General features: G+C 64.5%; 16 protein-coding genes. 3 read left to right on the top strand and 13 right to left on the bottom strand.

Annotation, left to right across the window (positions count from 1 at the left end):
* Positions 1 to 8: 8 nt before the first annotated feature.
* Positions 9 to 857 carry a 5-dehydro-4-deoxy-D-glucuronate isomerase gene (gene kduI, locus BMZ70_RS22730; protein ID WP_092279788.1) on the bottom strand — a complete coding sequence of 283 codons (849 nt, stop codon included), beginning with the start codon at positions 855 to 857 and terminating at the stop codon, positions 9 to 11.
* 186 nt (positions 858 to 1,043) lie between these two features.
* On the opposite strand from kduI, the gene BMZ70_RS22725 reads away from it, so the two are divergent.
* The gene (locus BMZ70_RS22725; RefSeq protein ID WP_207231566.1) at positions 1,044 to 2,111 is read left to right on the top strand and encodes a LacI family DNA-binding transcriptional regulator; all 1,068 of its coding nucleotides are present in this window, start codon (positions 1,044 to 1,046) and stop codon (positions 2,109 to 2,111) included.
* Positions 2,112 to 2,303: 192 nt separating this feature from the next.
* On the opposite strand, the gene BMZ70_RS22720 is transcribed toward BMZ70_RS22725, so the two are convergent.
* Both BMZ70_RS22720 and BMZ70_RS22715 read right to left on the bottom strand, forming a co-directional pair.
* Entirely contained in the window at positions 2,304 to 3,392 is a 1,089-nt protein-coding gene (locus tag BMZ70_RS22720) for a type II asparaginase (RefSeq protein WP_092279786.1), read from the bottom strand.
* A 29-nt stretch (positions 3,393 to 3,421) separates the two neighbouring features.
* A complete protein-coding gene (locus tag BMZ70_RS22715; RefSeq protein WP_165403589.1) occupies positions 3,422 to 4,438 on the bottom strand; it encodes a porin in 1,017 nt (338 codons plus the stop codon).
* A gap of 248 nt (positions 4,439 to 4,686) precedes the next feature.
* Here BMZ70_RS22715 and BMZ70_RS22710 point away from each other — a divergent pair, with 248 nt between their 5' ends.
* Positions 4,687 to 5,856 (top strand): glycoside hydrolase family 5 protein, encoded by a 1,170-nt coding sequence (locus tag BMZ70_RS22710; RefSeq protein ID WP_092279784.1) that lies wholly within the window; start codon positions 4,687 to 4,689, stop codon positions 5,854 to 5,856.
* On the opposite strand, the gene BMZ70_RS22705 is transcribed toward BMZ70_RS22710, so the two are convergent.
* Entirely contained in the window at positions 5,837 to 6,190 is a 354-nt protein-coding gene (locus tag BMZ70_RS22705) for a nucleotide pyrophosphohydrolase (protein WP_092279782.1), read from the bottom strand. The genes BMZ70_RS22710 and BMZ70_RS22705 overlap by 20 nt on opposite strands.
* Before the next feature lie 103 nt (positions 6,191 to 6,293).
* On the opposite strand from BMZ70_RS22705, the gene BMZ70_RS22700 reads away from it, so the two are divergent.
* Complete coding sequence (locus BMZ70_RS22700; RefSeq protein ID WP_092279780.1) at positions 6,294 to 7,160, top strand: head GIN domain-containing protein; 867 nt, start codon at positions 6,294 to 6,296, stop codon at positions 7,158 to 7,160.
* Positions 7,161 to 7,163: 3 nt separating this feature from the next.
* Here the strand turns inward: BMZ70_RS22700 and BMZ70_RS22695 are convergent, their stop codons facing one another.
* The 9 genes from BMZ70_RS22695 to BMZ70_RS22655 form a co-directional block, all read right to left on the bottom strand.
* Positions 7,164 to 8,663: a methyl-accepting chemotaxis protein gene (locus BMZ70_RS22695; RefSeq protein WP_092279778.1), complete on the bottom strand. Its 1,500-nt coding sequence runs from the start codon at positions 8,661 to 8,663 to the stop codon at positions 7,164 to 7,166.
* A gap of 27 nt (positions 8,664 to 8,690) precedes the next feature.
* On the bottom strand, positions 8,691 to 10,961 hold the full coding sequence (locus BMZ70_RS22690; protein WP_092279776.1) for a putative bifunctional diguanylate cyclase/phosphodiesterase: 2,271 nt from the start codon (positions 10,959 to 10,961) through the stop codon (positions 8,691 to 8,693).
* A gap of 88 nt (positions 10,962 to 11,049) precedes the next feature.
* The gene (locus BMZ70_RS22685) at positions 11,050 to 11,682 is read right to left on the bottom strand and encodes a GIN domain-containing protein (RefSeq protein WP_092279774.1); all 633 of its coding nucleotides are present in this window, start codon (positions 11,680 to 11,682) and stop codon (positions 11,050 to 11,052) included.
* Between the two features lie 113 nt (positions 11,683 to 11,795).
* Entirely contained in the window at positions 11,796 to 14,261 is a 2,466-nt protein-coding gene (locus BMZ70_RS22680) for a chemotaxis protein CheW (protein WP_229205557.1), read from the bottom strand.
* A 208-nt stretch (positions 14,262 to 14,469) separates the two neighbouring features.
* Entirely contained in the window at positions 14,470 to 14,757 is a 288-nt protein-coding gene (locus BMZ70_RS22675; protein WP_092279772.1) for a PsiF family protein, read from the bottom strand.
* A 100-nt stretch (positions 14,758 to 14,857) separates the two neighbouring features.
* Positions 14,858 to 17,953, bottom strand: coding sequence for a pullulanase-type alpha-1,6-glucosidase (gene pulA, locus BMZ70_RS22670; RefSeq protein WP_229205556.1), 3,096 nt, complete (start codon positions 17,951 to 17,953; stop codon positions 14,858 to 14,860).
* Between the two features lie 187 nt (positions 17,954 to 18,140).
* Entirely contained in the window at positions 18,141 to 19,655 is a 1,515-nt protein-coding gene (locus BMZ70_RS22665) for a tryptophan halogenase family protein (protein WP_092279768.1), read from the bottom strand.
* Positions 19,656 to 19,668: 13 nt separating this feature from the next.
* A complete protein-coding gene (locus BMZ70_RS22660) occupies positions 19,669 to 20,673 on the bottom strand; it encodes a cupin-like domain-containing protein (protein ID WP_092279766.1) in 1,005 nt (334 codons plus the stop codon).
* Complete coding sequence (locus BMZ70_RS22655; RefSeq protein ID WP_092279764.1) at positions 20,666 to 21,370, bottom strand: SapC family protein; 705 nt, start codon at positions 21,368 to 21,370, stop codon at positions 20,666 to 20,668. Before BMZ70_RS22655 ends, BMZ70_RS22660 begins: the two co-directional genes overlap by 8 nt.
* Positions 21,371 to 21,380 lie beyond the last annotated feature (10 nt).

The raw sequence follows: 21,380 nt of genomic DNA, 5'->3' as shown, positions 1-21,380 counted from the left end.
GCGTTCTCTTATTTGAGCTGGCAGATGTCCAGCACCTGCATGTCGGTGTAGTCGAGGTTTTCGCCGCCCATTGCCCAGATGAAGGCGTAGTTGGCGGTACCGGAACCCATGTGGATCGACCACGGCGGTGACAGCACGGCCTCTTCGTTATCGATAACTAAATGGCGCGAAGAATCGGGCTGCCCCATGAAATGGAAGATACGCTGGTCCTTGGCCAGATTGAAGTAAAAATAGACTTCGGAGCGGCGCTCGTGCACGTGCGGCGGCATGGTGTTCCAGACGCTGCCGGTCTTCAGTTCGGTCAGGCCGAGCAGCAGCTGGGCCGACTGGCAAACGCCAGGGATCACGTACTGATAAATGGTGCGGGCGTTGGAGGTTTCCGGGCTGCCGCGCTCCAGAGGAATGGCGGCGGCATAGGTGATTTTCTTGAGCTCATAGCGGGCGTGGGCGGGCGTCGAGGCCAGGTAGAACCGCGCTGGATTGCCGGCATCGTCCGAGCTGAATTCCACGCTGGCTGTGCCCGAGGGGACGTACAGGCCGTCGCGCGGCGCCAGTTCCGTAACGACGCCATCAACCGTCACGCGGCCGGCGCCGGCGCCGACGTTGATGATGCCCAGCTCACGGCGCGCGAGGAAAGGCACGGCGCCATCGCCCGGCGTGGCCGGCTGCGGCGGCAGGGCCAGCGTCTGGCGCAGGGGCAGGGCGCCGCCGATGATGAAGCGTTCGTCGTGGCTGTAGTTGAGGGAGATGCGCTCCGGATGGAACAGGCCGGTGACCAGATAGCGCTCACGCAAGTCGTCATTGCTGGCCTGCGCCATCATATCGGGATGGGTGGCGTAGTAAGTCTTGCTGAACATGGCTGCGTCTCCGTGATTTGTTATCGATCACATTCTAGCAGAACTTATTCGCGAAACGCAAAGCCCTATTCTGTTGCGTGGCCTTTAGGTAAAGAGGTAGGAAAACTCCAGGTTTTTTTGCTGCGTGGCGCTATCTAGGGTAGGATGGCGAAAAATTTAATCGATAACATGGCGGAGAGCCCAATAATGCCACGTGCCCCGAAACAGCCGGCCGTGCCGGACGAGCCACAGCGTCCCGCATCCAGTATCACCCTTTACGATGTAGCAGAGCGCGCCAAAGTGTCCGGCATGACGGTGTCGCGCGTCATCAACGGCAATGCCCACGTCAGCGACAAGACGCGCGAGAAAGTCATGCGTGCCATCGACGAACTTGGCTACACGGTCAATGTGGCCGCCCGCGCGGCCCGCGTCGGCACGCTGCGGGTCGGCCTGTTGTACAGCAATCCGAGCGCCGCCTTCCTGAGCGCTTTTCTGGTTGGCGCGATGGGCCAGTGCAACCGCAGCGGCGCGGAACTCATTCTTGAGCATTGCGCCGACCTGAAATCGCAGCGCAAGGCCATCGAGCGCCTGATCAGCGTGGGCGCGGACGGCATACTGGTGCCGCCGCCGCTGTGCGACTCGCGCTCCGCGCTCAAGCACCTCAAGGAAATCGGTATGCCGACGGTGGCGGTGGCGACCGCCAAGCCGTCGCCACAAGCCTCGGCCGTGCGCATTGACGACTATGACGGCGCGCGCGCCATGACCAAATACCTGCTGTCGGAAGGGCATACCGACATCGCCTTCATCAAGGGCGACCCGGAGCACACGCCGGCGCAGCTGCGTTACCAGGCCTTTATCGACACCATGCACGAAGCGGGCTTGCAAGTCCCGGCCGAGCGCATTGCGCAGGGCATGTTCACCTATCGCTCCGGTTTGCAGGCGTCGCGCGAGCTGCTGTCCCAGAAGACGCGGCCGACCGCCATCTTCGCCAGCAACGACGACATGGCGGCCGCCGCTATCGCCGTCGCTCATGGCCTGCATTTGCAGGTGCCGGACGATGTGGCAATCGCCGGCTTCGATGATACGCCGGTGGCGGTCACGGTCTGGCCGGAACTGACCACCATCCACCAGCCGATTGCCGAAATGGGCAGGGAGGCGGTAAAACTGGTGATTGATCATGTCAAAGAGCGCCGCGCCGGTCACGACGTGCCCCCCAAGCACCAGTTGATGCCGTACCGGCTGGAAATCCGCGAGTCCACTTCTGCTAGCGAATAGGCTTGCAAGTTTTTTGCTTTGCTATGGAATATCGTTGTGCTAATATGTGATCAGTTATCGATAACATTTGTGTTCTGTCCAGTGGCGCAAATTGGTGTCGGTAACAGTCTGCCGTGCAGGGTGCACCCTCCACGTGGTTAAGCCGAGGCGGCCGACGGGCCACTCGGCTTTTTTTATTGGGAAGCGCTGACTTCAATACGTGTAGAACATACGCTGGATTTCCTTGCTGTCGCTGGTCTTGGTCAGGGCCAGCATCAGCAGGATGCGCGCTTTTTGCGGGTTGAGCGTATCGGATACCACGAAGTCCAGCGCGTCGTCGTTAGCCTCGCCGTTGCGCGCCACGATGCCTTGGCCGACGCGGGCCGAGCGCACGATCAGCACGCCTTGCTTACGGGCTGCGGTCAGCGCAGGCGCCACCTTGGACGCCAGGCTGCCGTCGCCCACGCCGGCGTGGATGATGCCCTTGGCGCCAGCGCCCACCAGCGCGTTCAGCGCCACCGGCCCCACGTTGGCGTAGCCGTAGACGATGTCCACTTGCGGCAGCGCGTCCAGCTTGCTGATGTCGAACTCGGTATCGGCGGTGTGCTTGCGGTTCGACACATGATAGAAGTACGGCTTGTTGCCCTGGATGTAGCCCAGCATGCCCAGCTCCGGGGTCTTGAAGCTGTCCGGGGTCGAGGTGTTGGTCTTGGTGACATCGCGGGCGGCGTGGATCTGATCGTTCATGGCCACCAGCACGCCCTTGCCGACGGCTTCCTGGCTGGCCGCCAGCAGCACGGCGTTGTACAGGTTGATCGGGCCGTCGGCCGACAGCGCGGTGCCCGGACGCATGGCGCCCACCAGCACCACCGGTTTCTTGCTCTTTACGGTCAGGTCGAGGAAGTAGGCGGTTTCTTCCAGCGTGTCGGTGCCGTGGGTGATGACGATGCCATCTACGTCCGGCTGCGCCAGCAGCGCGTTGACGCGCTTGGCCAGCTTGAGCCAGTGTTCGTTGGTCATGTTCTCGCTGGCGATCTGGAATACTTGCTCGCCTTTGACTTGCGCCACCTTGGCCAGTTCCGGCACGGCCGCGATCAGGCGGTCGACGCCCACAGTGGCGGCGGTGTAGCCGACCGTGGTGGTGCTGGTGGCGCCGCTGCCGGCGATGGTGCCGCCGGTAGCCAGGATGGTCACATGAGCCGAGGGCGTGGCGTCAGCTGCGTGGACCGCTGAAACGGTGCCGGCCAGCAGAGTGACGGTGCACAGCGCGTACATCAGACGCGAGGAAATAGAAAGGTACATAGAGTCTCCAAAAATATAAGGGAATAGGATCAGAACTTATGGCGGACGCCGAGCGCCAGAGCGCGCGAGTCATTGCCCGCGGCCGGCGCGCTGCCGCCGCTGGAGGCATCGCCCACCATATTGGTGGCGGCCAGCTCGTTGCTGATGGCGCCGAGTGAGCTGTAGAGGTTGGTGCGTTTGGACAGCGCGTAGGTATAGCCCACCGCAAACTGTCGTCCGCCGCGCTGGGTCGAGGCACGATCCTGCTTTTTCACATACGAGGCCAGCAGCTTGCCCTGTCCGAGCGGCACGGAGGCGCCCAGCAGGAAGTCGCGGAAATCGCTGCCGACATCGTCCTTTTCGGTTTCAAACGCGGCGTGTACCGTCACGGGGCCGAAGTTGTAGCTGGCGCCCAGCAGGACTTCTTTCATCGTATTGAAAGCAGTGGTCTTCAGGCTGTCATATGCCAAGGCCGCTACCCACGGGCCGGCGGCGTAGTCGATTGAAAAAGCCAAGGTGCGGCCCAAGCTGCTATCGCCGGCCTTTTCGCCCAGACCAACCATCACGGTGGCCGACAGACCATTCAACTTGGGCGTTGCATAGCTGACGGTGTTATCGGTACGTGCCGTGCCAATGCTCATCAGATTGGTGGCGGCGCCGGTAAAACCGGTTTCGAATGGATCGATGCCGTCCAGCGCGATGAAGATCGGGTTGCACTGACGGCCCAGGTTGACGGTACCGGCGCCGGAAGTGAGGCCGACATAGGCATCGCGGCCGAACAAAGCGCCGTTCTGGCGCGCCTTGCCGGTGTCGAGGTCCAGCCCGTTCACCAGCACGAAGTGGGCGCTTATGCCGTTGCCCAGATCTTCCTGCCCCTTGAAGCCCAGCCGGCTGCCGGACTGCACGCCGGAGGCCAGCTTGGTGACCGCGCCGTCGGCGCCACCGGTTTCGCGGGTGATGCCCGCGTCCAGGATGCCGTAGACGGTGATGCCGGATTGCGCCGAGGCGGCGCCGGCTGCGGCGGTGAGCAAGAGACCTGCTGCCAGCGAGGCTTTAACTTGGTTCATCTTTCTTTGTCTCCTTTTTTATTGATAGTAAAAAGGAATCAGCACTATCCGTGCCACAGGAATGGCAAGCCAGGCCATAGAAGCAAGTCATTGATTACATGAAGTTTTTTGAAATTGGCAGTGCCGGGCGGCGGCGCCACGCGACTGAATAGTCATACGCGAATTTCGGGCTGAGTCTCAATTTATGTGCAGGCTTGCAATCGTTTTCATGCGACTATTCTTGCTCCAACAATAACGAGAGAGACAAGATGAACTATCCATCCCTGCGCCCTGCCATGACGGCTGGTGCGCTGATTGTGTTGTTGAGTGCCTTCGGCGGTTTTGGTGCTCCCGCCTCTGCCGCGACCAACCTGCCGTTCTGTGCCAGCCTCTCCACCGCCGCAACCGGCGATGCGTGCCGGCAGCGCAGTAGCTTCGATATCGTCGCGGAGATGGGCGCTGGCTGGAATCTCGGCAATACGATGGACGCGAGCGGCAACACCTCGAGCTCGCTGGCCGACGAAACCTTCTGGGGCAATCCCGTCACCACCAAGGCCAATATCGATGCGCTGAAAAAGGCGGGCTTCAGCAGCTTGCGGCTGCCGGTCAGCTGGGATGACCACGTGTCCGGTGAGGGCAAGGTCATCGATCCTGTCTGGCTGAACCGGGTCGAGGAAATCGCCAATTATGCGCTGGCGAATGACATGCTGGTCATCGTCAACATCCACCACAACAACGGCTGGGAAATGCCGACGCTGGCCAATGAGGCGGTGGCGAAAGACGTGCTCGTCAAGCTGTGGACGCAGATCGCCGCGCGCTTCAAGCCTTATGAGTACCGCGTGATTTTTGAGGTCATGAATGAGCCGCGCGTGACGATAGGCGGCGTCGACGACTGGGGCGGCAAGGCGGAATATTACGCCGTCCTCAATCGGCTCAACGCCACCGCACTGGCCACCATCCGCGCCAGCGGCGGCAACAACGCGCGCCGCCTGGTGATGCTGCCGACCTACGCGGCGGCGCCGGGCGAACAGCAGCTTAACGATTTCGTGCTGCCAAACGATAAGATGATTGCGCTGTCGACGCACGCCTACTCGCCGTATGACTTTGCGCTCAACCAGAAGGGTTCCCCGGTGTTCAACGGCCAGGCGGAGCTGGACGCTTTGTTCAACCGCTTGAGTACGCGCTACGTCCAGAAGGGCACGCCGGTGATCATGGGCGAATGGGCCTCCACCGACAAGAACAACCCAGCCGAGCGGGTCAAGCATGCGCAATACTTTGCGCGGGGTGCGCGCCTGGCCGGCATACCGACGATCTGGTGGGACAACGGCAACCTGAACTGGTCGGCCACCTCCAACGACATCATGGGCATCTTCGACCGCCGCACCAACCGCTTTACCCGTCAGGATATTGTCGACGCCATCATGTGCGCAGTGAAGTAAGTCCTTCCGGGTATTTGATGGCGTTCAGCGCCATCTTCTCGACGGCGGCGGCGTGCAGGTCGACGTCGAGCTTGTCGGCCAGCTGCACCAGGTAGAGCAGCACGTCGGCCAGTTCGTGGCGCACGGCGGCGCGGGTGGCGTCGTCCAGCTCGGGCAGGGCGCCGGTTTGCATCCACTGGAAATGCTCGGCCACTTCGGCCACTTCCACCGACATGGCCATCGCCAGGTTCTTGGGCGTATGGTATTGCGCCCAGTTGCGGGCGAGCGCGAATTGGCGGGTGCGGTCACGCAGGTCTATCAGGTCTGACTGGTTTGGCTGGTCGGAGGTCGTCATTGCGCGTTTCATTCCTTGTTTTCTACCGTTTGTCGCACGGCGCGGACGCGGCGCCGGGGCGCTGGCTATAGTGGCGGCATTATAACTTCAAGGAATCGCCATCATGCGCCGCACCCTCATCGCCCTCGCCACCCTGTCCATCCTCGCCGGCTGCGCCGTTATCGTGGTGCCCGATGGCGACGGCGGCGTGCATTACAAGTCGGCCTTCAGCAGCGATGCGGTGCAGGGCAACGGCCAGAACGCCACCGAAACCCGTCAGGTCGCCACGCTGGACGCCATCGACGTCAACGGCCCGATGCAGGTCGAGATCCGCGTCGGCCAGGGCACCTCGCTGCAGGTGGAGGGCGACAGCAATATCCTGCCGCTGCTGCGCACCGACGCCAGCACCGGCACCTTGCGTGTTTGGGTGGATGGCAATGTCCGCACCAGCCATCCGCTGCGCGTCACGTACACCACGCCGACCTTGCACCAGGTGGATGCCAACGGTTCGGGGGCGATGAATATCAGCGGCTTGAGCGGCGGTCCGCTCAGCCTGGCGCTGAACGGTTCGCGCGCGGTGCGTGTCAACGGCTACGTGTCGAATCTCGATGTGCGCATGAATGGCTCCGGCGGCCTGAATGCGTCCGGCCTCGATAGCAGCGCCATCGCGGCGCGCGTGAGCGGTTCGGGCCGGCTGACGCTGGGGCGCGTCAACGGCGATCAGCTGAACCTCGAACTGAACGGTTCGGGCGGCGCCAACGCCAGTGGCAGTGTGCGCAATATGACCGTGCGCACCAACGGCTCCGGCAGTGCCGACCTGGCCAGCCTCACCAGCCAGACTGCGGAACTGAACACCAACGGTTCGGGCAGCATTTCTGCCGCCGTCACGCAGTCGGTGGTGGCGGCCGCCAACGGTTCCGGCAGCGTGACGGTGTACGGCAATCCGTCGCAGCGCAACGTCAGCGGCAAGCGCGTGAGCTTCGTGCAGTAAAAACTAGCGGACGCGGAAGAACGCCATCGAGGTTTGCAACTGTTCGGCCTGGCCGCTCATCTCTTCGGCGGTGGCGGCCAGTTGTTCCGAGCTGGAGGCGTTCATCTGGGTGGTCTGGCTCAGCTGGCTCATGGCCGAATTGATCTGGCCGGCGCCGGCCGATTGTTCTTCCGACGCTGCCGTAATCTCCTGTACCAGGTCCGAGGTGCGCTTGATGTTGGGCAGCATGGTGTCGAGCAGCGAGCCGGCTTTCTCAGCCAGCGACACGCTGCCCGAGGCCACCTGTTCAATTTCCTGCGCCGCCACCTGGCTGCGTTCGGCCAGCTTGCGCACCTCGGCCGCCACCACCGCAAAGCCCTTGCCATGCTCGCCGGCGCGCGCCGCTTCGATCGCCGCGTTCAACGCCAGCAGGTTGGTCTGGTAGGCGATGTCGTCGATGATGCCGATCTTCTTGGCGATCTCGCGCATCGCCGACACGGTCGAGCGCACCGCCTCGCCGCCTTCGCCGGCTTCCTGCGCGGCCTTGCCGGCCATGCCGTCGGTAACCTTGGCGTTTTCCGTATTTTGCGCGATCGAAGCCGACATCTGTTCGATCGCCGCGCTCGACTCCTCGGCTGCCGCCGCCTGTTCGCTGGCGCCCTGCGACAGCGATTGCGCGGTGGCGCTGACTTCCTCCGAGGCCGAGGCCAGCGCCTCGGCGCCGTCGTTGACCTCGGTCACTACGCGCGACAGGTTGCCGACCATGCCGTTCATGGCCGCCAGCAGGCTGGTGGTGTCGCCCGGCTTGAGCCGCACCTGGACGGTCAGGTCGCCGTTGGCCACCCGGTTGACGATGTCGGCCGCGTAGTCCGGTTCGCCGCCGAGCTGCTTGAGCAGGGCGCGCGCGATGAACACGCTGATCAGGGCCACCACCGCCAGCGTGACCACGGCAATGATGATGGCGCTGCGCATCGCCGCTTTCTTGGCCGCCACCGCGCGCTCGGCGCCTTGCTGGCCCAGTACGACGTTGTAGTCGAAGTGTTCCTCGATGGCGGTCTGCATGGTTTGCATGGACGGGCGTATCTGGTCCAGCATGGCCGCCGCCTTGTCGTTGTGGTTGAGGCGCGATTCCTGCAGGACGGACTCGACCAGCGGCTGCGCCTTGGCCCAGGCCTCTTTCTCGCGGTTGTACAGGCCCTTGTCCTTGTCGTCGGCCAGCAAGGCCTCGTACTTCTTCAGGCTTTCATCGACCAGCTTGCGCATGTCCTCGACTTGCTTGTCGAGCTCGGGGAAGCGCTTTTCATCTTTGTTCAGCACGTGGGTGGCGAGGCGCAGGCGCATGCGCAGGTAGCTGTCGCGCAGGCGGTCCAGCGTCACCAGGCTGGGCACCGTGTTGACGGTGGAGAAGTTGGCGGCATCGTAGACCTCGTCCATCTGGTACTGGCCCAGTCCCGCCAGCAGCGCGATGCCGGTCAGGGCGGCGCCGGCCAGCAGCGACAGTTTTTGCGCAACGCTGAGTTTCATTGCAGTCTCCTCCATTTTGTAGATGGCTTATGCGGCAGCCACTGCCGTACTGCTCCTTAATCTGTCGATCAGCGCCGCCAACGGCATCGGCCGCGCGTACAAATAACCTTGCATGCTGTCGCAGTCGTTGGCGATCAGGAAGTCGGCCTGGGCCTGGGTCTCCACGCCCTCGGCCACCACCCGCAGGCCGAGGTGGCCGGCCATCGCCAGGATCGATTGCACCAGCGCCTTGCTGCTGGCGTCTTCCGGCGTATCCATGATGAAGCTGCGGTCGATCTTCAGCTCGTACAGCGGCATCTTCTTCAGGTAGGCCATGCTGGAATAGCCGGTGCCGAAGTCGTCGATCGAGAAGCGCAGGCCCAGCGCGGTCAGCTGGTGCATGCGGGCGATGGTGTCGTCCATTTTGTCGATCAGCAGGCCTTCGGTCACTTCCAGCACCAGCAGCCGCGCCGGCGCGCCGCTCTCGGCCAGCGCCTGCTGCACCTGTTCGACAAAGTCGGCCTGGCGGAACTGGGTCGGGCTGACGTTGACCGACAGCGGCATGGCCAGGCCGGCGGCCTGCAATTGCAGCACCGCCGCGCAGGCCTGGCGCAGCGCCCAGTTGCCCAGCTCGACGATCAGGCCGCACTCTTCCGCCACCGGGATGAAGACGTTGGGCGGGATCATGCCGCCGTCGGCCTGCGGCCAGCGCATCAGCAGTTCGCCGCCGATGGCGCGGCCGTTGCGGTCGACCTGGGCTTGCACGTGCATCTGCAATTCGCCGGCGGCCAGCGCGGCGGCCAGGTCGCGTTCCAGCGTCAGGCGCTGCTCGACCTCGGCCTGCATGGCCGATTCGAAGAAGGCGATGCCGTTGCGGCCCTCGGACTTGGCGCGGTACATGGCGGTGTCGGCTTCGCGCAGCAAGTCCTGCGCGGTCTGTCCGGTCTTGGGCAGCATGGTCACGCCGATGCTGGCGGTGGAGTTGTAGCTCTGGCCCTCGATCTCGAAATCGCGGCCGATGGCGGCGCGGATTTTTTCCGCCACCGTCAGCGCGGCGTGGGTGGCGCCGGGCAGCTCGTGCGACAGGTGGCCCAGCAGCACCACGAATTCGTCGCCGCCGATGCGCGCCACGGTGTCGGCCTTGCGCATCAGCTTGCTCAAGCGGTCGGCGGCGTTGCACAGCAGGGCGTCGCCGATGGCGTGGCCGCGCGCGTCGTTGATGGTCTTGAAGCGGTCGAGGTCGATGAACATGACGGCGCTGTAGGTGGCGCCGCGCTCGGAGCTGGCCAGCAGCTTGTCGATGCGGTCCATCAGCAGGCGCCGGTTGGGCAGGCCGGTCAGCACGTCAAAGAAAGCCAGGCGATGGATGTCGTCCTGCGATTTCTTGCGTTCGGTGATGTCGCGCTCGACCGCCACCCAGTGCGTGTTGACGCCGCCTTCGTCGGCAAACGGCACCAGCTCGGTTTCGACCCAGTAGGGTTCGCCGGTCTTGGTGTAGTTGAGCAGTTCGGCGCGCACCGGCTGGCTGCGCGCCATGTGGCGTTCGATTTCGTCCACCACCGACTGCTCGGTGGCGGGGCCGCGCAGCATGCGCAGGTTCTGGCCGATCACTTCGTCGCGCCGGTAGCCGGTGCGGCGCTCGAACGCCTCGTTGACGAAGATGATGTGCTGCGCGGTGTCCGGCGAGGCGGCGTTCTTGTCGACTTCGGCGATCAGCACCATGTCGTTCAGGCGCGCCACGGCGGCCGAGGTCAGGCGCAGTTCGGCGTTCAGCAGCGACATCGTTTCAAACGAGCGCTCGAGGTGCTGCAGCAGCACCGCGCACGACAGCGTCAGCACCGCCGTCATGAACATGAAGTTGATGGAAATGATGGCGGCCTTGAGGAAGCCGTAGTCGGGCAGGCCTTGCAGGTGCAGGTTGGCGTTGTCTTCGAAGCCGAGCACCATCACCGCCAGCCCGGCCAGCGCCAGGGTGATCATCGCCGGCCGCAGGCCCAGCAGCAGCGCCGCCAGCACCGGCACCGCCATCAGGTAAATCTGGCTGACCGGTCCCACCTTGAGCAGCAGGGCGAGGCCGACCACGAAGGCCACGGCCAGGAAGTTGATCACGCGCGCGGTATAGGCCAGGCCGCGCCAGCGCCAGATGACGCCGATCCAGACCAGCGCCACGCTGTCGACGACGGCGATCGACCACATGCCCTCGCTGATGGCCAGCAGCACGCTGGGCACGGCCGTGAACAGGCCAAGCAGGAACACCACCAGCAGCAGCCGGGCAAAGATCTGCGCGCGCCAGTGCGCTATGTCATTGGCCACTGCCACGGGGGAAACCTCCAGGATGCGTTACGGTAGTTATGAATCTGATAGTACCCGCATTCGCATCTCGTGTCACCGGGGCAATTTTTAAGCCTTAGTCGCCCGCCTTGACGCTGCCGATGCCGGACACGTCCTTGTTGACCTTCTTCGGATGGCCGTAATAGGTCAGGCCGCCGATGCCCTTGGCCACCGCGTTCAGCAGGTCGGAGGCGTAGACGCTGATATTGCCGACGCCCTCGAACTGCACGTCGACGCGTTCGGCCTGCAGCTTGCGGGTGTCGACCTGGCCCACGCCCTTGGCGCTCAGGCGCAGGTACTTGACCTTGCCGTCGGCCAGCAACTGGCCGGCGCCGAGGTAGCTGATGTCGATGCGGTCGGTGTTGATGTTGTGCAGCAGGGTCTCGCCAGCGCCTTCCAGCTTGACGCGGCTCAGCGAGGGCAGGGTGATGGTGACGGTGGGCGCGCCCTTTGCCGAGCTGAACTGCTTTTCCGGCAGGAACACCTGCAGTTCATTGTCGACCACCTCGGTTTTCAGCAGGTTGACGAATTTCTCTTCGCCGCTGACCACTACCGACTGCGTCTTGCCCACTTCCACCTTCATCGAGAAGGCGCCCTTGGCATTGATGGCGATAAAGCCCGGCAGCGAGCGCGTGGACTCGGCGGCCTGGGCGGTGGCGCCCAGGGCCAACAAGGCGGGGATCAGGACGGCGACAGCGGTACGGCGCATGATAATTCCTCGGTAAAGTTAACAAATTCAACATGTTAATTTTACTGAATTTTTACCCTGCGCCGTGAGGTTTGCGACGAACTGCAAAAATCCGGGCTTGTGTTGCGCCGAGACTACGCCCGCAGCCGCGCGAACAGCCGGTCGAGGTCGATTTCCTGGATCAGCAGATTGCCCTGGTTGGCCTTGATCAGGCGCGGCGCCAGCGCGGCGTCGCCGCCGCCCAGCGGCGACTCGGTCATGTCGGCGCCGTCGAACTGCTGCACCGAGTGCAGGTCGTCGACCAGCAGGCCGATGATGCTGCCGCCGTGGCGCACCAGCATCACCTGGCTGTTGTCGCTGACCACGCCCGGCCGGCCGGTGGCCAGCAGCGCCAGGTCGAACACCCAGACGACGTGCTGCTGGCCGCCGGCCAGCGGCACGTCCAGCATGCCGATGCGGGCCGCGCTGGCCGTTCCGGCGCCGGCGCCGGCGCTGGCGGTGCGCTGCACCTTGGCGAACGGCACCGCCTCCTGGATCTGCGCCGCGCGCAGCGCCATCAGGGTGCGGCCGGCGTAGAAGATGGCGAAGTCGGAGCCGCTGTCGTGCAGGCGATCTATCCGGTCGATATGCACGCTGGCGCGCGCCGGCAGTTCGTGGCGCACCGCGCCGAACGCTTGCAGCAGCACCGCCAGCACCGGCTGCTCGACGCCGTCGGCGGCGCGGAATTCGCGGTAGCCGCCGGCGCGGGTACAGGCGGCGATCACGTACTGGCCGTCGTGCTGCACGATGCGCGCCACGCTGGCGCCGTGCGGGTTGCTGCAGGCTTGCTGCAGCAGGCCGGGGTCCAGTGGCAGCAGGTCGCCCGGCGCGCAGGCGGCGTCGGTGCTGGACAGCACGCGGCCGTCCGGCGTGACGAAGCAGGCGCGCATATTTTCGCGCCCGGCCACGCCGCTGACCAGCATGTTGAGCAGTTCCGGTTGGGCGTCGAACACGATGCCGATGCCGCCGATCACGCTGGCGCTTTGCGCGGGATGGCGGATTGCCGCGTGGTAGGTGTAGGTGGCCGCGCCGCCGTACAGCGGCGACGGCGCGAACGGTTCGGCGTAGTGATCGAGCGCGCTGCGCAGCGCGCACACCCGGCCCAGCGTGTCGCCGTCGATGCACTGGCCGACCGCCTGCTGGTCGCCGGTGCTGGCCAGGATGCGGCCGCTGCGGTCATACACGAACAGGCGCGCGTACACGGTGTACAGGCGGTTGATGTGGCGCAGCACCTCGGTCATTGCGGCCGCCTGGTCGGCCGACGGCTGCGCCAGCCCGCGCCGCAGCTGGGCCGACTGCGCCCACCAGCGGCAATCGTTGGCGCGCTCGTACAGGTTGCGGTCCAGCATGTCGACCAGCAGCTGCGAGGTCAGCCCGGCCTCGCTGAGGCTGGAGGCCAGCACGGTCTGGTACAAGTCCTGGATCGAATGCGAGAACAGCGCGTCGCTGCGCTCGCCGGTTTCGGTGATCTGGTCGAGCACGGTGTTCAGCTTGTTGACACCGCCGCCGCCGTTGCCGGCCGGGCTGTCGTTGGCGGCGCTGGTGATCTTGCCGTTCCAGACGATGCGCTCGATGGTGCGGGTGGTGCGGGTGACCGAACTCATCAGCTCATGCAGCGACGGGCTGAACGCTTCCGCGTGCGACAGCAGGCCGTGCATCAGCGCCGGCTCGACCCCGGCCAGCGCTTGCCCGTCGTGGCTGCGGAAGGCCAGGTCGACCGGGATCATCAGCTGCGCCTTCCAGCCGGCCGGGCCGGGATAGCCCTGGTAGCCGGCCGAGCTGTAGGTGCGCACCAGGTATTCGCGGCCGCCGAACATCAGCAGCTGCGGCTGGCCGCCGGCATTGGTCGGCACGCGCACGCCGGCCGGGATCCACAGCGGGTCGGCGCTGCTGATCACATGGTCGTGGGCGTCGAGCAGCAGCATGTTGGCGCGCTGCGACGGGTCGCGGTAGGCGGCGAAGATGGCGTCCATCTCCTGTTCGAAGTTGAAGCACAGGCACAGCACGCCGACCGGGGCGCCGGTGTCGGGATGCAGCATGCGGTGCGAGTACACCAGCGCGCGCGCCTTGCCTGGCCGCAGGTCGGTGGCGCGGAAGGTTTCGCGGTAGCCGTGCTGGTCCAGCGTGGGCTGCAGCAGCGGGTCGCGGCTATACGTCACCGGCGTGGCCGGGTCGGCCTGCACCAGCACCCGGCCCTCGGTGTCGAGCAGCAGGATTTCATCGTAGACGGTGTATTTGTCGCGGTAGTCGGCCAGGCGCTGGCGGGCCTGCTCGCGGTCGTCGTCGAGGCCGGCGACGAAGCGGCACAGGTCGGCATCGGTGGCCAGGAAGCCGACATCGGCGGTGCGCTCGTACAGGTTGCGCACCAGGATGTCGATGGCGTAGCGCGCCTGGGTGCCGAGCTCGGCCAGCACGTGGCGCACCTTTTCCTGCACCAGATTGGCCACCAGTGCCTGTTCCAGGTGCGCGAAACCGGTGCGCGTGGCCACCATCGCCGGCAGCAGCAGGCGCGCCTCGGCCGGGCAATTCATCTTGGCGGACGACTCGATGAGACGCCACATTTGGTTGAGTTCCCGCAGGGAGAGTTCGCAGCGGGCGACGTCGGGCATATGGGGTAGGAATATGTCCGCATTAGCTTGGGAGTAAATGGTCATTACATTGCGCTAGTCACGAAGGAATAGTTTTAAAGCAATTAATGTGCCTATGGAAATACTTTATTCCATAAAAAAGCCGCCCGTGGGGGCGGCTGGTGGTGTTGCCGGATACGGCTTATTTATTGCTCAGGCATTCCTTCATGAAGGTCTTGCGTTCATCGCCTTTTTTGCCGGTGGCGTCGGCATTACATTTCTTCATCTTGTCCTGCTGGGTCATTTTCGGCGCTTCGGCGGCCGGCTTGGCGCTCAGGCATTCCTTCATGAAGGCCTTGCGCTCATCGCCTTTTTTACCGGCGGCATCGGCATTACAAGTTTTCATCTTGTTCTGCTGTGCGGTCGGCTCGGCCGCGAACACGGCGCCGCTCAGGGACAGGATCAGGCTGGCTACGAACAGTTTTTTCATGTGACTTCCTCGCAGGATTAAACACGGTGGTGGGCGTGGCGGGATGCTTGCCGCAGTCTGACTATAACGGAGTTGTCCCGCCACGCCTAGTTCTCCTGTGTCAGTCGCCGCCTTCCACAAACACCACGGTGGTGCGCGGCGGGATGGTGAAGCTGCCGTCGGCGCTGTTGTAGGTGGCAGTGCGGGCCAGCGTGTCGCTGCTGGAATGGCGCTGCACCTTGTGCACCTTCAGGTGGCGGCCCGCCAGTTCGGCCGCGCTCACGCTCTGCGCGGTCCTGGTGACGTTGAACAGCGTGACCACCGATTTGTATTTCGCGCCTTCATAGCGCTGGCCGTCGATGCTCATCACGATCACGCCCGCCACTTGCGACGGGCCGGTGTTGTGGAAGCGCAGGCGCGCCGCCACGTCGGCCGCCGTGCGCAGGCGGAACAGGGTGCTGTCGGCGCGGATCGCCAGATAGTCGTTCATCACGTTGCGCGCGGCGACGATGGCGGCGGTGTCGGGCTTGATCAGCGGATTGGCCAGGATCGGCGACATCAGCGGCCAGTTGCCGGAGTTGACCGCCGCCAGCGGCAGGCCGACGCCGAAGTTGTTCGACTGGTAGCTGTAGTCGAGCAGGTTGAACCAGTCGCCGGCGTCGTAGCTGTCGCGGTCCATCGATTTCGAGCGCAGGATTTCCTGGCCCGCGTGCAGGAAGGGCACGCCCTGCGACAGCACGGTGAAGGCCGCGCCCAGGTTCTGCACCCGCACCCGTTCGGCCAGCGGCGTGTTCTGCGGCAGCTTGTAGGCGTTGAGGTCGAACAGGGTCTGGTTGTCGTGCGCTTCCACGTAGTTGATGGTTTCCGACGGCTGCGCCGCGAAGCCGGCCTGCTGGCCGAAGTAGTCGATCTCCGAGTTCTTGCGCAGGGTGCCGGAGCGGTCGGTGAAGCGGTAGTCGCGCAGGGTGCCGGACAGCGCCACCTTGGCCAGGTCGCCCAGGCGCAGCAGGTCGTCCTTGGTCTGCGAGGAATGGCCGTTGTTGTCGTACCAGACGCCGTTGATCAGGCCTTGCTGGCTGAGCAGCGCTTCGCCGCCGTCGCAGCAGCCGCCGCCGCGCACGGTGTCGCGGATGCGGTCGTTGAACGAGCCGATGCCGCTGCCGTACATGTTGGCCTGGCGCGCCTGCACGAAGCGGCTGTCGTTGGCGACGGTGCCGAAGTTCCAGGCTTCGCCGTACAGGTAGATGTCGCGGCCGGCCGCCTGGTTGACGGCGCTCTGCAGCTGCTTCATCACCGCCAGCGGCGTGAAGCCCATGATGTCGAAGCGGAAGCCGTCGATCTTGTAGTCGCGCGCCCAGGTGCTGGTGGAGTCGATCATCAGCTTGGCCATCATGGCGTTTTCCGAGGCGGTGTCGGCGCAGCAGCTGTCGTTGGTGATGCCGCCGCCCGCGTTCAGGCGGTAGTAGTAGGTCGGCACGATTTTATCGAGCACCGACAGCGCGCCTTGCTGCGAGGCGCTGGTGTGGTTGTAGACCACGTCCATCACCACCCGCAAGCCTTGCTGGTGCAAGCCCTGCACCATCGCGCGGAACTCGCGCACGCGCGCCGCGCCGTCGTTGGCGTTGGACGAATAGCTGCCTTCCGGCGCCGTGTAGTGGACCGGGTCGTAGCCCCAGTTGAAGCAGTCGCTGCCGCGCGCGGCTTCCACCGCCGCCTGCTGGTCAGTGCTGTTGGCGGCCGCGTTCGGAATTGACGGCGTGCCGCAGCCGGTTTCGTTGACGCTGGCGATGTCAAAGGCCGGCAGCAGGTGGATGTGGCTCAGGCCGGCCTTCTGCATGTCGCCGAGGTGGCGCATGCCGTTCGAGTGGGCGTCGGTGAAGGCCAGGTATTTGCCGCGATGCGCGGCCGGCACGCTGCTGTCGCTGATGCTGAAGTCGCGGATGTGCAATTCGTACAGCGAGATGTCGGCCGGGTGCGCCAGCTTGGGCGAGGGGTGGCCTTCCCAGCCGTTCGGCTTGAGCGCGTGGCTGTCGAGGTTGGCGACGAAGCTGCGCTGGCTGTTGGCGTTCAGGCTCAGCGAGTAAGGGTCGGTGACCGTGTTGTTGACCAGCGTATTGCCGGCCCAGCGCGACAGCACCTGCACGTTGTAGGTGTAGTAGTAGCGGTTGACCCAGCTGGCGTCGGGCGCGGTGTAGCTCCACACGCCGGTGCCGAAATCACGCTTCATGGCGTAGGTGGCGGCGAGCGGGGCGTTGGCGTCCGGATACAGGTTGAGGCTGACCGACTTGGCGGTCGGCGCCCACACGCGGAAGGTCGGCGCGCCGTTGCTGCCGAAGGTCACGCCCAGCTGGGCGTTGATGGCGCGGGCAAACACGCTGTCGAGCATGCCTGCCAGCTGCAGCGAGGTCACTTGCACCAGCTTGCCGCCCGAATCGAACTGGGCGATGGCGAACTGGCTGCTGGCCTTGGCGCCCAGGCTGTTGGCGTCGTACGGCGTGATGGTCAGCGCGGTGGCGCCGGCCAGGTGCGGATACTTTTGCTGCAACGCCGTCGGCAGGCTGGCGGCGCTGGTCAGCGCGATGCTGCCGTCGGCGCCGGTGACGCCGTCCACGCTCGAGCCGAGGCCGCCGTTGGCGGCGTAGTACAGCTTGTAGCTGGCGCCGCTGGCCGGCACGCCGGGCCAGGCCAGCGTGGTGGCGTTCAGCCAGTGCGCGTTGGCGCTGTTGAGGTTGCCGAAGCTGATGGCCGGCTGGGTATTGTAGACAGTGCAGTCGCCTTCCAGCAGCCAGACTTCCTGGCCGGCGCTGGCGATGTTGGCGCTGAAGTTGGCCGACTGGTCGTTGCCGCAGTTCTTGTTGCCGCTGCCGTCGGTGACCAGGAACCAGATCGCCGACTTGCCGGTATTGACCGGAATATCGACGTAGCCGCCGAAGCTGTCGGCCTGGGTCATCATGAAGCGGCCGCTGATCCATGCCGGGCTCGGGTTGACCGGGCCGTCCCACGAGTACACGCCCCACTGGGCCTCGTCGCGCTGGGTGCGGTGGAAGTGCATGCGGATGCTGCCGGCTGCGACCGGCGCGGCGCTGACGCCGACGCCGCTCTGCACGGTGGCGGACATGGCCAGCGCCTTGCTGGCCGGGGCCCCGGTGCCGGCGTCTCCGCCGCCGCACGCTGCCAGGATGCTGAGGGTGCCCGTACTCAGGGCGAGTTTCAGCATTGAAACTAAACTACAGTTAAGTTTCATACATATCTCCGTTGTTGTTGTGATTTTGCCTCCGGTTTTCTGTGCTCCGGATGGGTCTGTAATATTACTACTTACAAAATATGGAAATGATAAATATTTTTGTGGAGTGTGGCGCAAAAAAAACGCCACCCGAAGGTGGCGTTAGCCGGGGCGGCGCTGATCAGGCGGCTTTGGCGCCCATGTCCGGGCGGCCGCAGTAGCGTTCGACGTAGGCCTGGTGGGTCGGTAGTTGGACGACGGTGCGGTCGATGCGGCCCTTGATGCCGCCGAGGAAGCCGCGCAGTTCTTCGTCGCTCATCAGGTCGGCGGTCTGGTGGTGCGACTTCGGCATGATGCCCTGGCCCAGCATCACCTGGATCCACGAGTTCTCCGCAAACAGTTCGTTCGGGATCCGGAACACGCGGCCGGTTTCCTTGAACAGGTCGATGCGGTGCTTGAGCGAATCCGGAATGCTCATCTCGCGCGCGTCGATCCAGAACTGCGAATCGGTGCGGTTGTTGACGTGGTAGTGCAGGATGATGAAGTCGCGGATGTGGTCGATCTCGCGGTTGCACTGGGCGTTGTATTCGTCGATGTCGGCCTGCTGGATGCCGTCCGACGGGAACGATTGCATCAGGCGGATCACGCTGCGCTGGATCAGGTGGATGCTGGTCGATTCGATCGGCTCGAGGAAGCCGCTCGACAGGCCGATCGCCACCACATTGCCTTTCCACGTGTTGCGTCGCTGGCAGGGCTTGAACTTGATCACGCGCGGTTCGATCAGGGTCTTGCCTTCGACGTTGGCCAGCAGCTGCTTGCGCGCGGCGTCGTCGTCGAGGTAGCGGCTCGAGTACACGATGCCGTTGCCGACCCGGTGTTGCAGCGGGATGCGCCACTGCCAGCCGGCCTGGTGCGCCATCGAGCGTGTCAGCGGCACGGCGTCGCCGACCGAGCTGGTTTGCACCGCGATGGCGCGGTCGCAGAACAGCCATTGCGACCAGTCTTCCACTTCCTCTTGCATGGCGTCGCCGATCAGCAAGGCGCGGAAGCCGGTGCAGTCGATGAACAGGTCGCCTTCGATGACCTGGCCCGAGGCCAGCATCACCGAGCGCACGTCGCCGTTCTCATGCTTGTCGTAGCTGACGATCTTGCCTTCGATGCGCTGCACGCCGCGCGGCTCGCTCAGGCGGCGCAGGTATTTGGCGTAGCGGCCGGCATCCAGATGGTAGGCGTAGTTCATGCCGTTGTTGGGCAGGTGGGCGAAGCGGTTTTCCTTCGACGCCTTTAGTTCCAGGCAGTAGTCGCCGTAGTCGCTGGCGATGCCGCGCTCCACGCCCTTGCGCCAGAAGTGCTGGAAGCCGGCGGTCCAGTGGTCGGTGCCGGTGACGCCGAACGAGTGGATGTAGTCTTCCTTGACGTTGCGCCATTCCTCGAAGCTGATGCCGAGCTTGAAGGTGGCCTGGGTCTCGGCCATGAATTCCTGCTCGTTGATTTCCAATACGTTGTGGAAGTTCATCAGCGTTGGGATGGTGGCTTCGCCCACGCCCACGGTGCCGATTTCTTCCGACTCGATCAGTTTGATGTCGAGCAGCTTGCCCAGCACTTTCGAGACGCCAGCGGCGGCCATCCAGCCGGCGGTGCCGCCGCCGCAAATGACGACGCGGCGTATGGGTTGGCGATTATTCGAGTCGCGCATGTGGTGGTCTCCTTTAGCGATTGAATCTTTTGAGTAGGTGGGTGCGCAGTGCGCGCGCGCCGTCGGCCGTCAGCGGGGCCATGACGCCGCGCGCGTTCGGCGGAATGTGTGCGGCCGTTTCTTCGTCGGCTTCAAAAATGTAATGACGGAAGATTTCCTGCCATGCCTTGCGCTGCGCTTGAGGCAGGTCGCGCATGGTGAGGAAGGCGGCCATCAGGGCGTTGGTCGGCGTATCCATGTAGTCCGGCGACTGGCGCCACCAGTAGTTGACCAGCACGTTGAAGGCGTCCAACGCCTCGATGTGGTGCCACCACATGCTGGGGATGAACAGGGCGTCGCCCGGCCCCAGTTCGGCGCTCTGCGCGTGCTTGAGCGCTTCGGCGAACTTGGGGAACTTGTCGAAATCCGGGTTGAGGAAATCGACCAGGCTGATGGCCTGGCCGGCCGGCGTGAAGTCCACCGGGCCGACGTACAAATTCTGCAGCTGCTCCGGCGGGAACAGCGTGAAGCGGCGATGGCCGGCCGCCACCACCGCCACGTTGTCCGGCAAGTCGTAGTGCGCGGCGATGCGGGTGCGGTTGCCGATCCAGATGCTGGCCAGCGCGTCGCGTGCGCCCAGTTGCAAGTCGTTGAACTGGCGGAAGCCGGGCAGGCAGGTGTCGATGGTGGTGGAGCCGACGTAGATGGTCGGCGCCGGATCCATCTGGCTCTTGGCTTCGATTTCGTCCAGCACGCCGCTCAGCTTGGCGTGCACCATCTGGAAGTTGAAGCCGCTCAGGTCGCTGTTGTAGAAGAAGCGGCCGCCGTCATCCGGTCCGCCCAGCATGGCGCCCACGGTGGCGCCCTGGTAGTGGCGGCGCAGGTAGTCGCTGCCGGCGCGGTCCGATTCCTGCGCGGCGCGCACCATCGGCCAGCTCGACGCCAGGCCGCGCAGCACCAGCGGCGTGGTGGCGGTGAGGATGTCGTCGGTCAGGTCGGCCGGCCCGAGGCCGCTGACTTCGCGGATGGCTTCAGGCATGGACGGTGGCGTTCTTGCGGTCGATCAGCGCGCGGAAGTTCGACAGCGAGGCGATCACCAGGTAAATCGCCTGCAGGTAGTTGGCCGCGTGCAGCTTGGCGATGGCTTCGCCGCTCAGCGCTTGCAGGCGGTCTTCGTTGATGGTGTAGAAGCCGACCAGGCGGTTTTGCGAACCGTCGTTGAGTTCGATGTCGAGCACAAAGCTTTCCAGCAGTTCGTGCTCCAGCAGCGCAGCCAGGAAGCCGGGCGACGATTGCAAGCCCTGGTGGATGCCAAACAGCAGCGAGTTGGTTTGTTCGAGGAACTCGGTGTTGCCGCCGTGCGGCAGGAAAATGGCCTCGCCGTCGAACTGGCTCACGCGCGGATGGTCGAGGTCGATGTTGACCATCAATTGGTCGCCGTTGACGCCGATCAGGAAGGGCTGGCGCTCGAGCATCATCGGCAGGTAGGGCGCATCCCAGCGCTCGTCCTTGAGGAACAGGTTTTCACCTTCCTGGAAACCGAACAGGGCGATCGGCTCGAAGCCGAGGCCGTCCACGGTCTTGCGGAACACGATGGGGAAGCACGCCTGCACGTCGCGGAATTCGGACGGGAAGGTGGTAACCGCCATGACCTGGTCGCCCAGCGTCGCGCCGCGACGGGTGATCACGCGCAGGTCGCGGTGTTCGAGGTTGTTCAGTAAAACCGGATTTGCCATTGCTGTCTCT

The organism is Duganella sp. CF402 (genome assembly GCF_900109645.1).
Taxonomy (GTDB): domain Bacteria; phylum Pseudomonadota; class Gammaproteobacteria; order Burkholderiales; family Burkholderiaceae_D; genus Rugamonas.
Note: the sequence above shows the minus strand (reverse complement) of the source record. Positions and strands in the feature narration are given on the sequence as shown.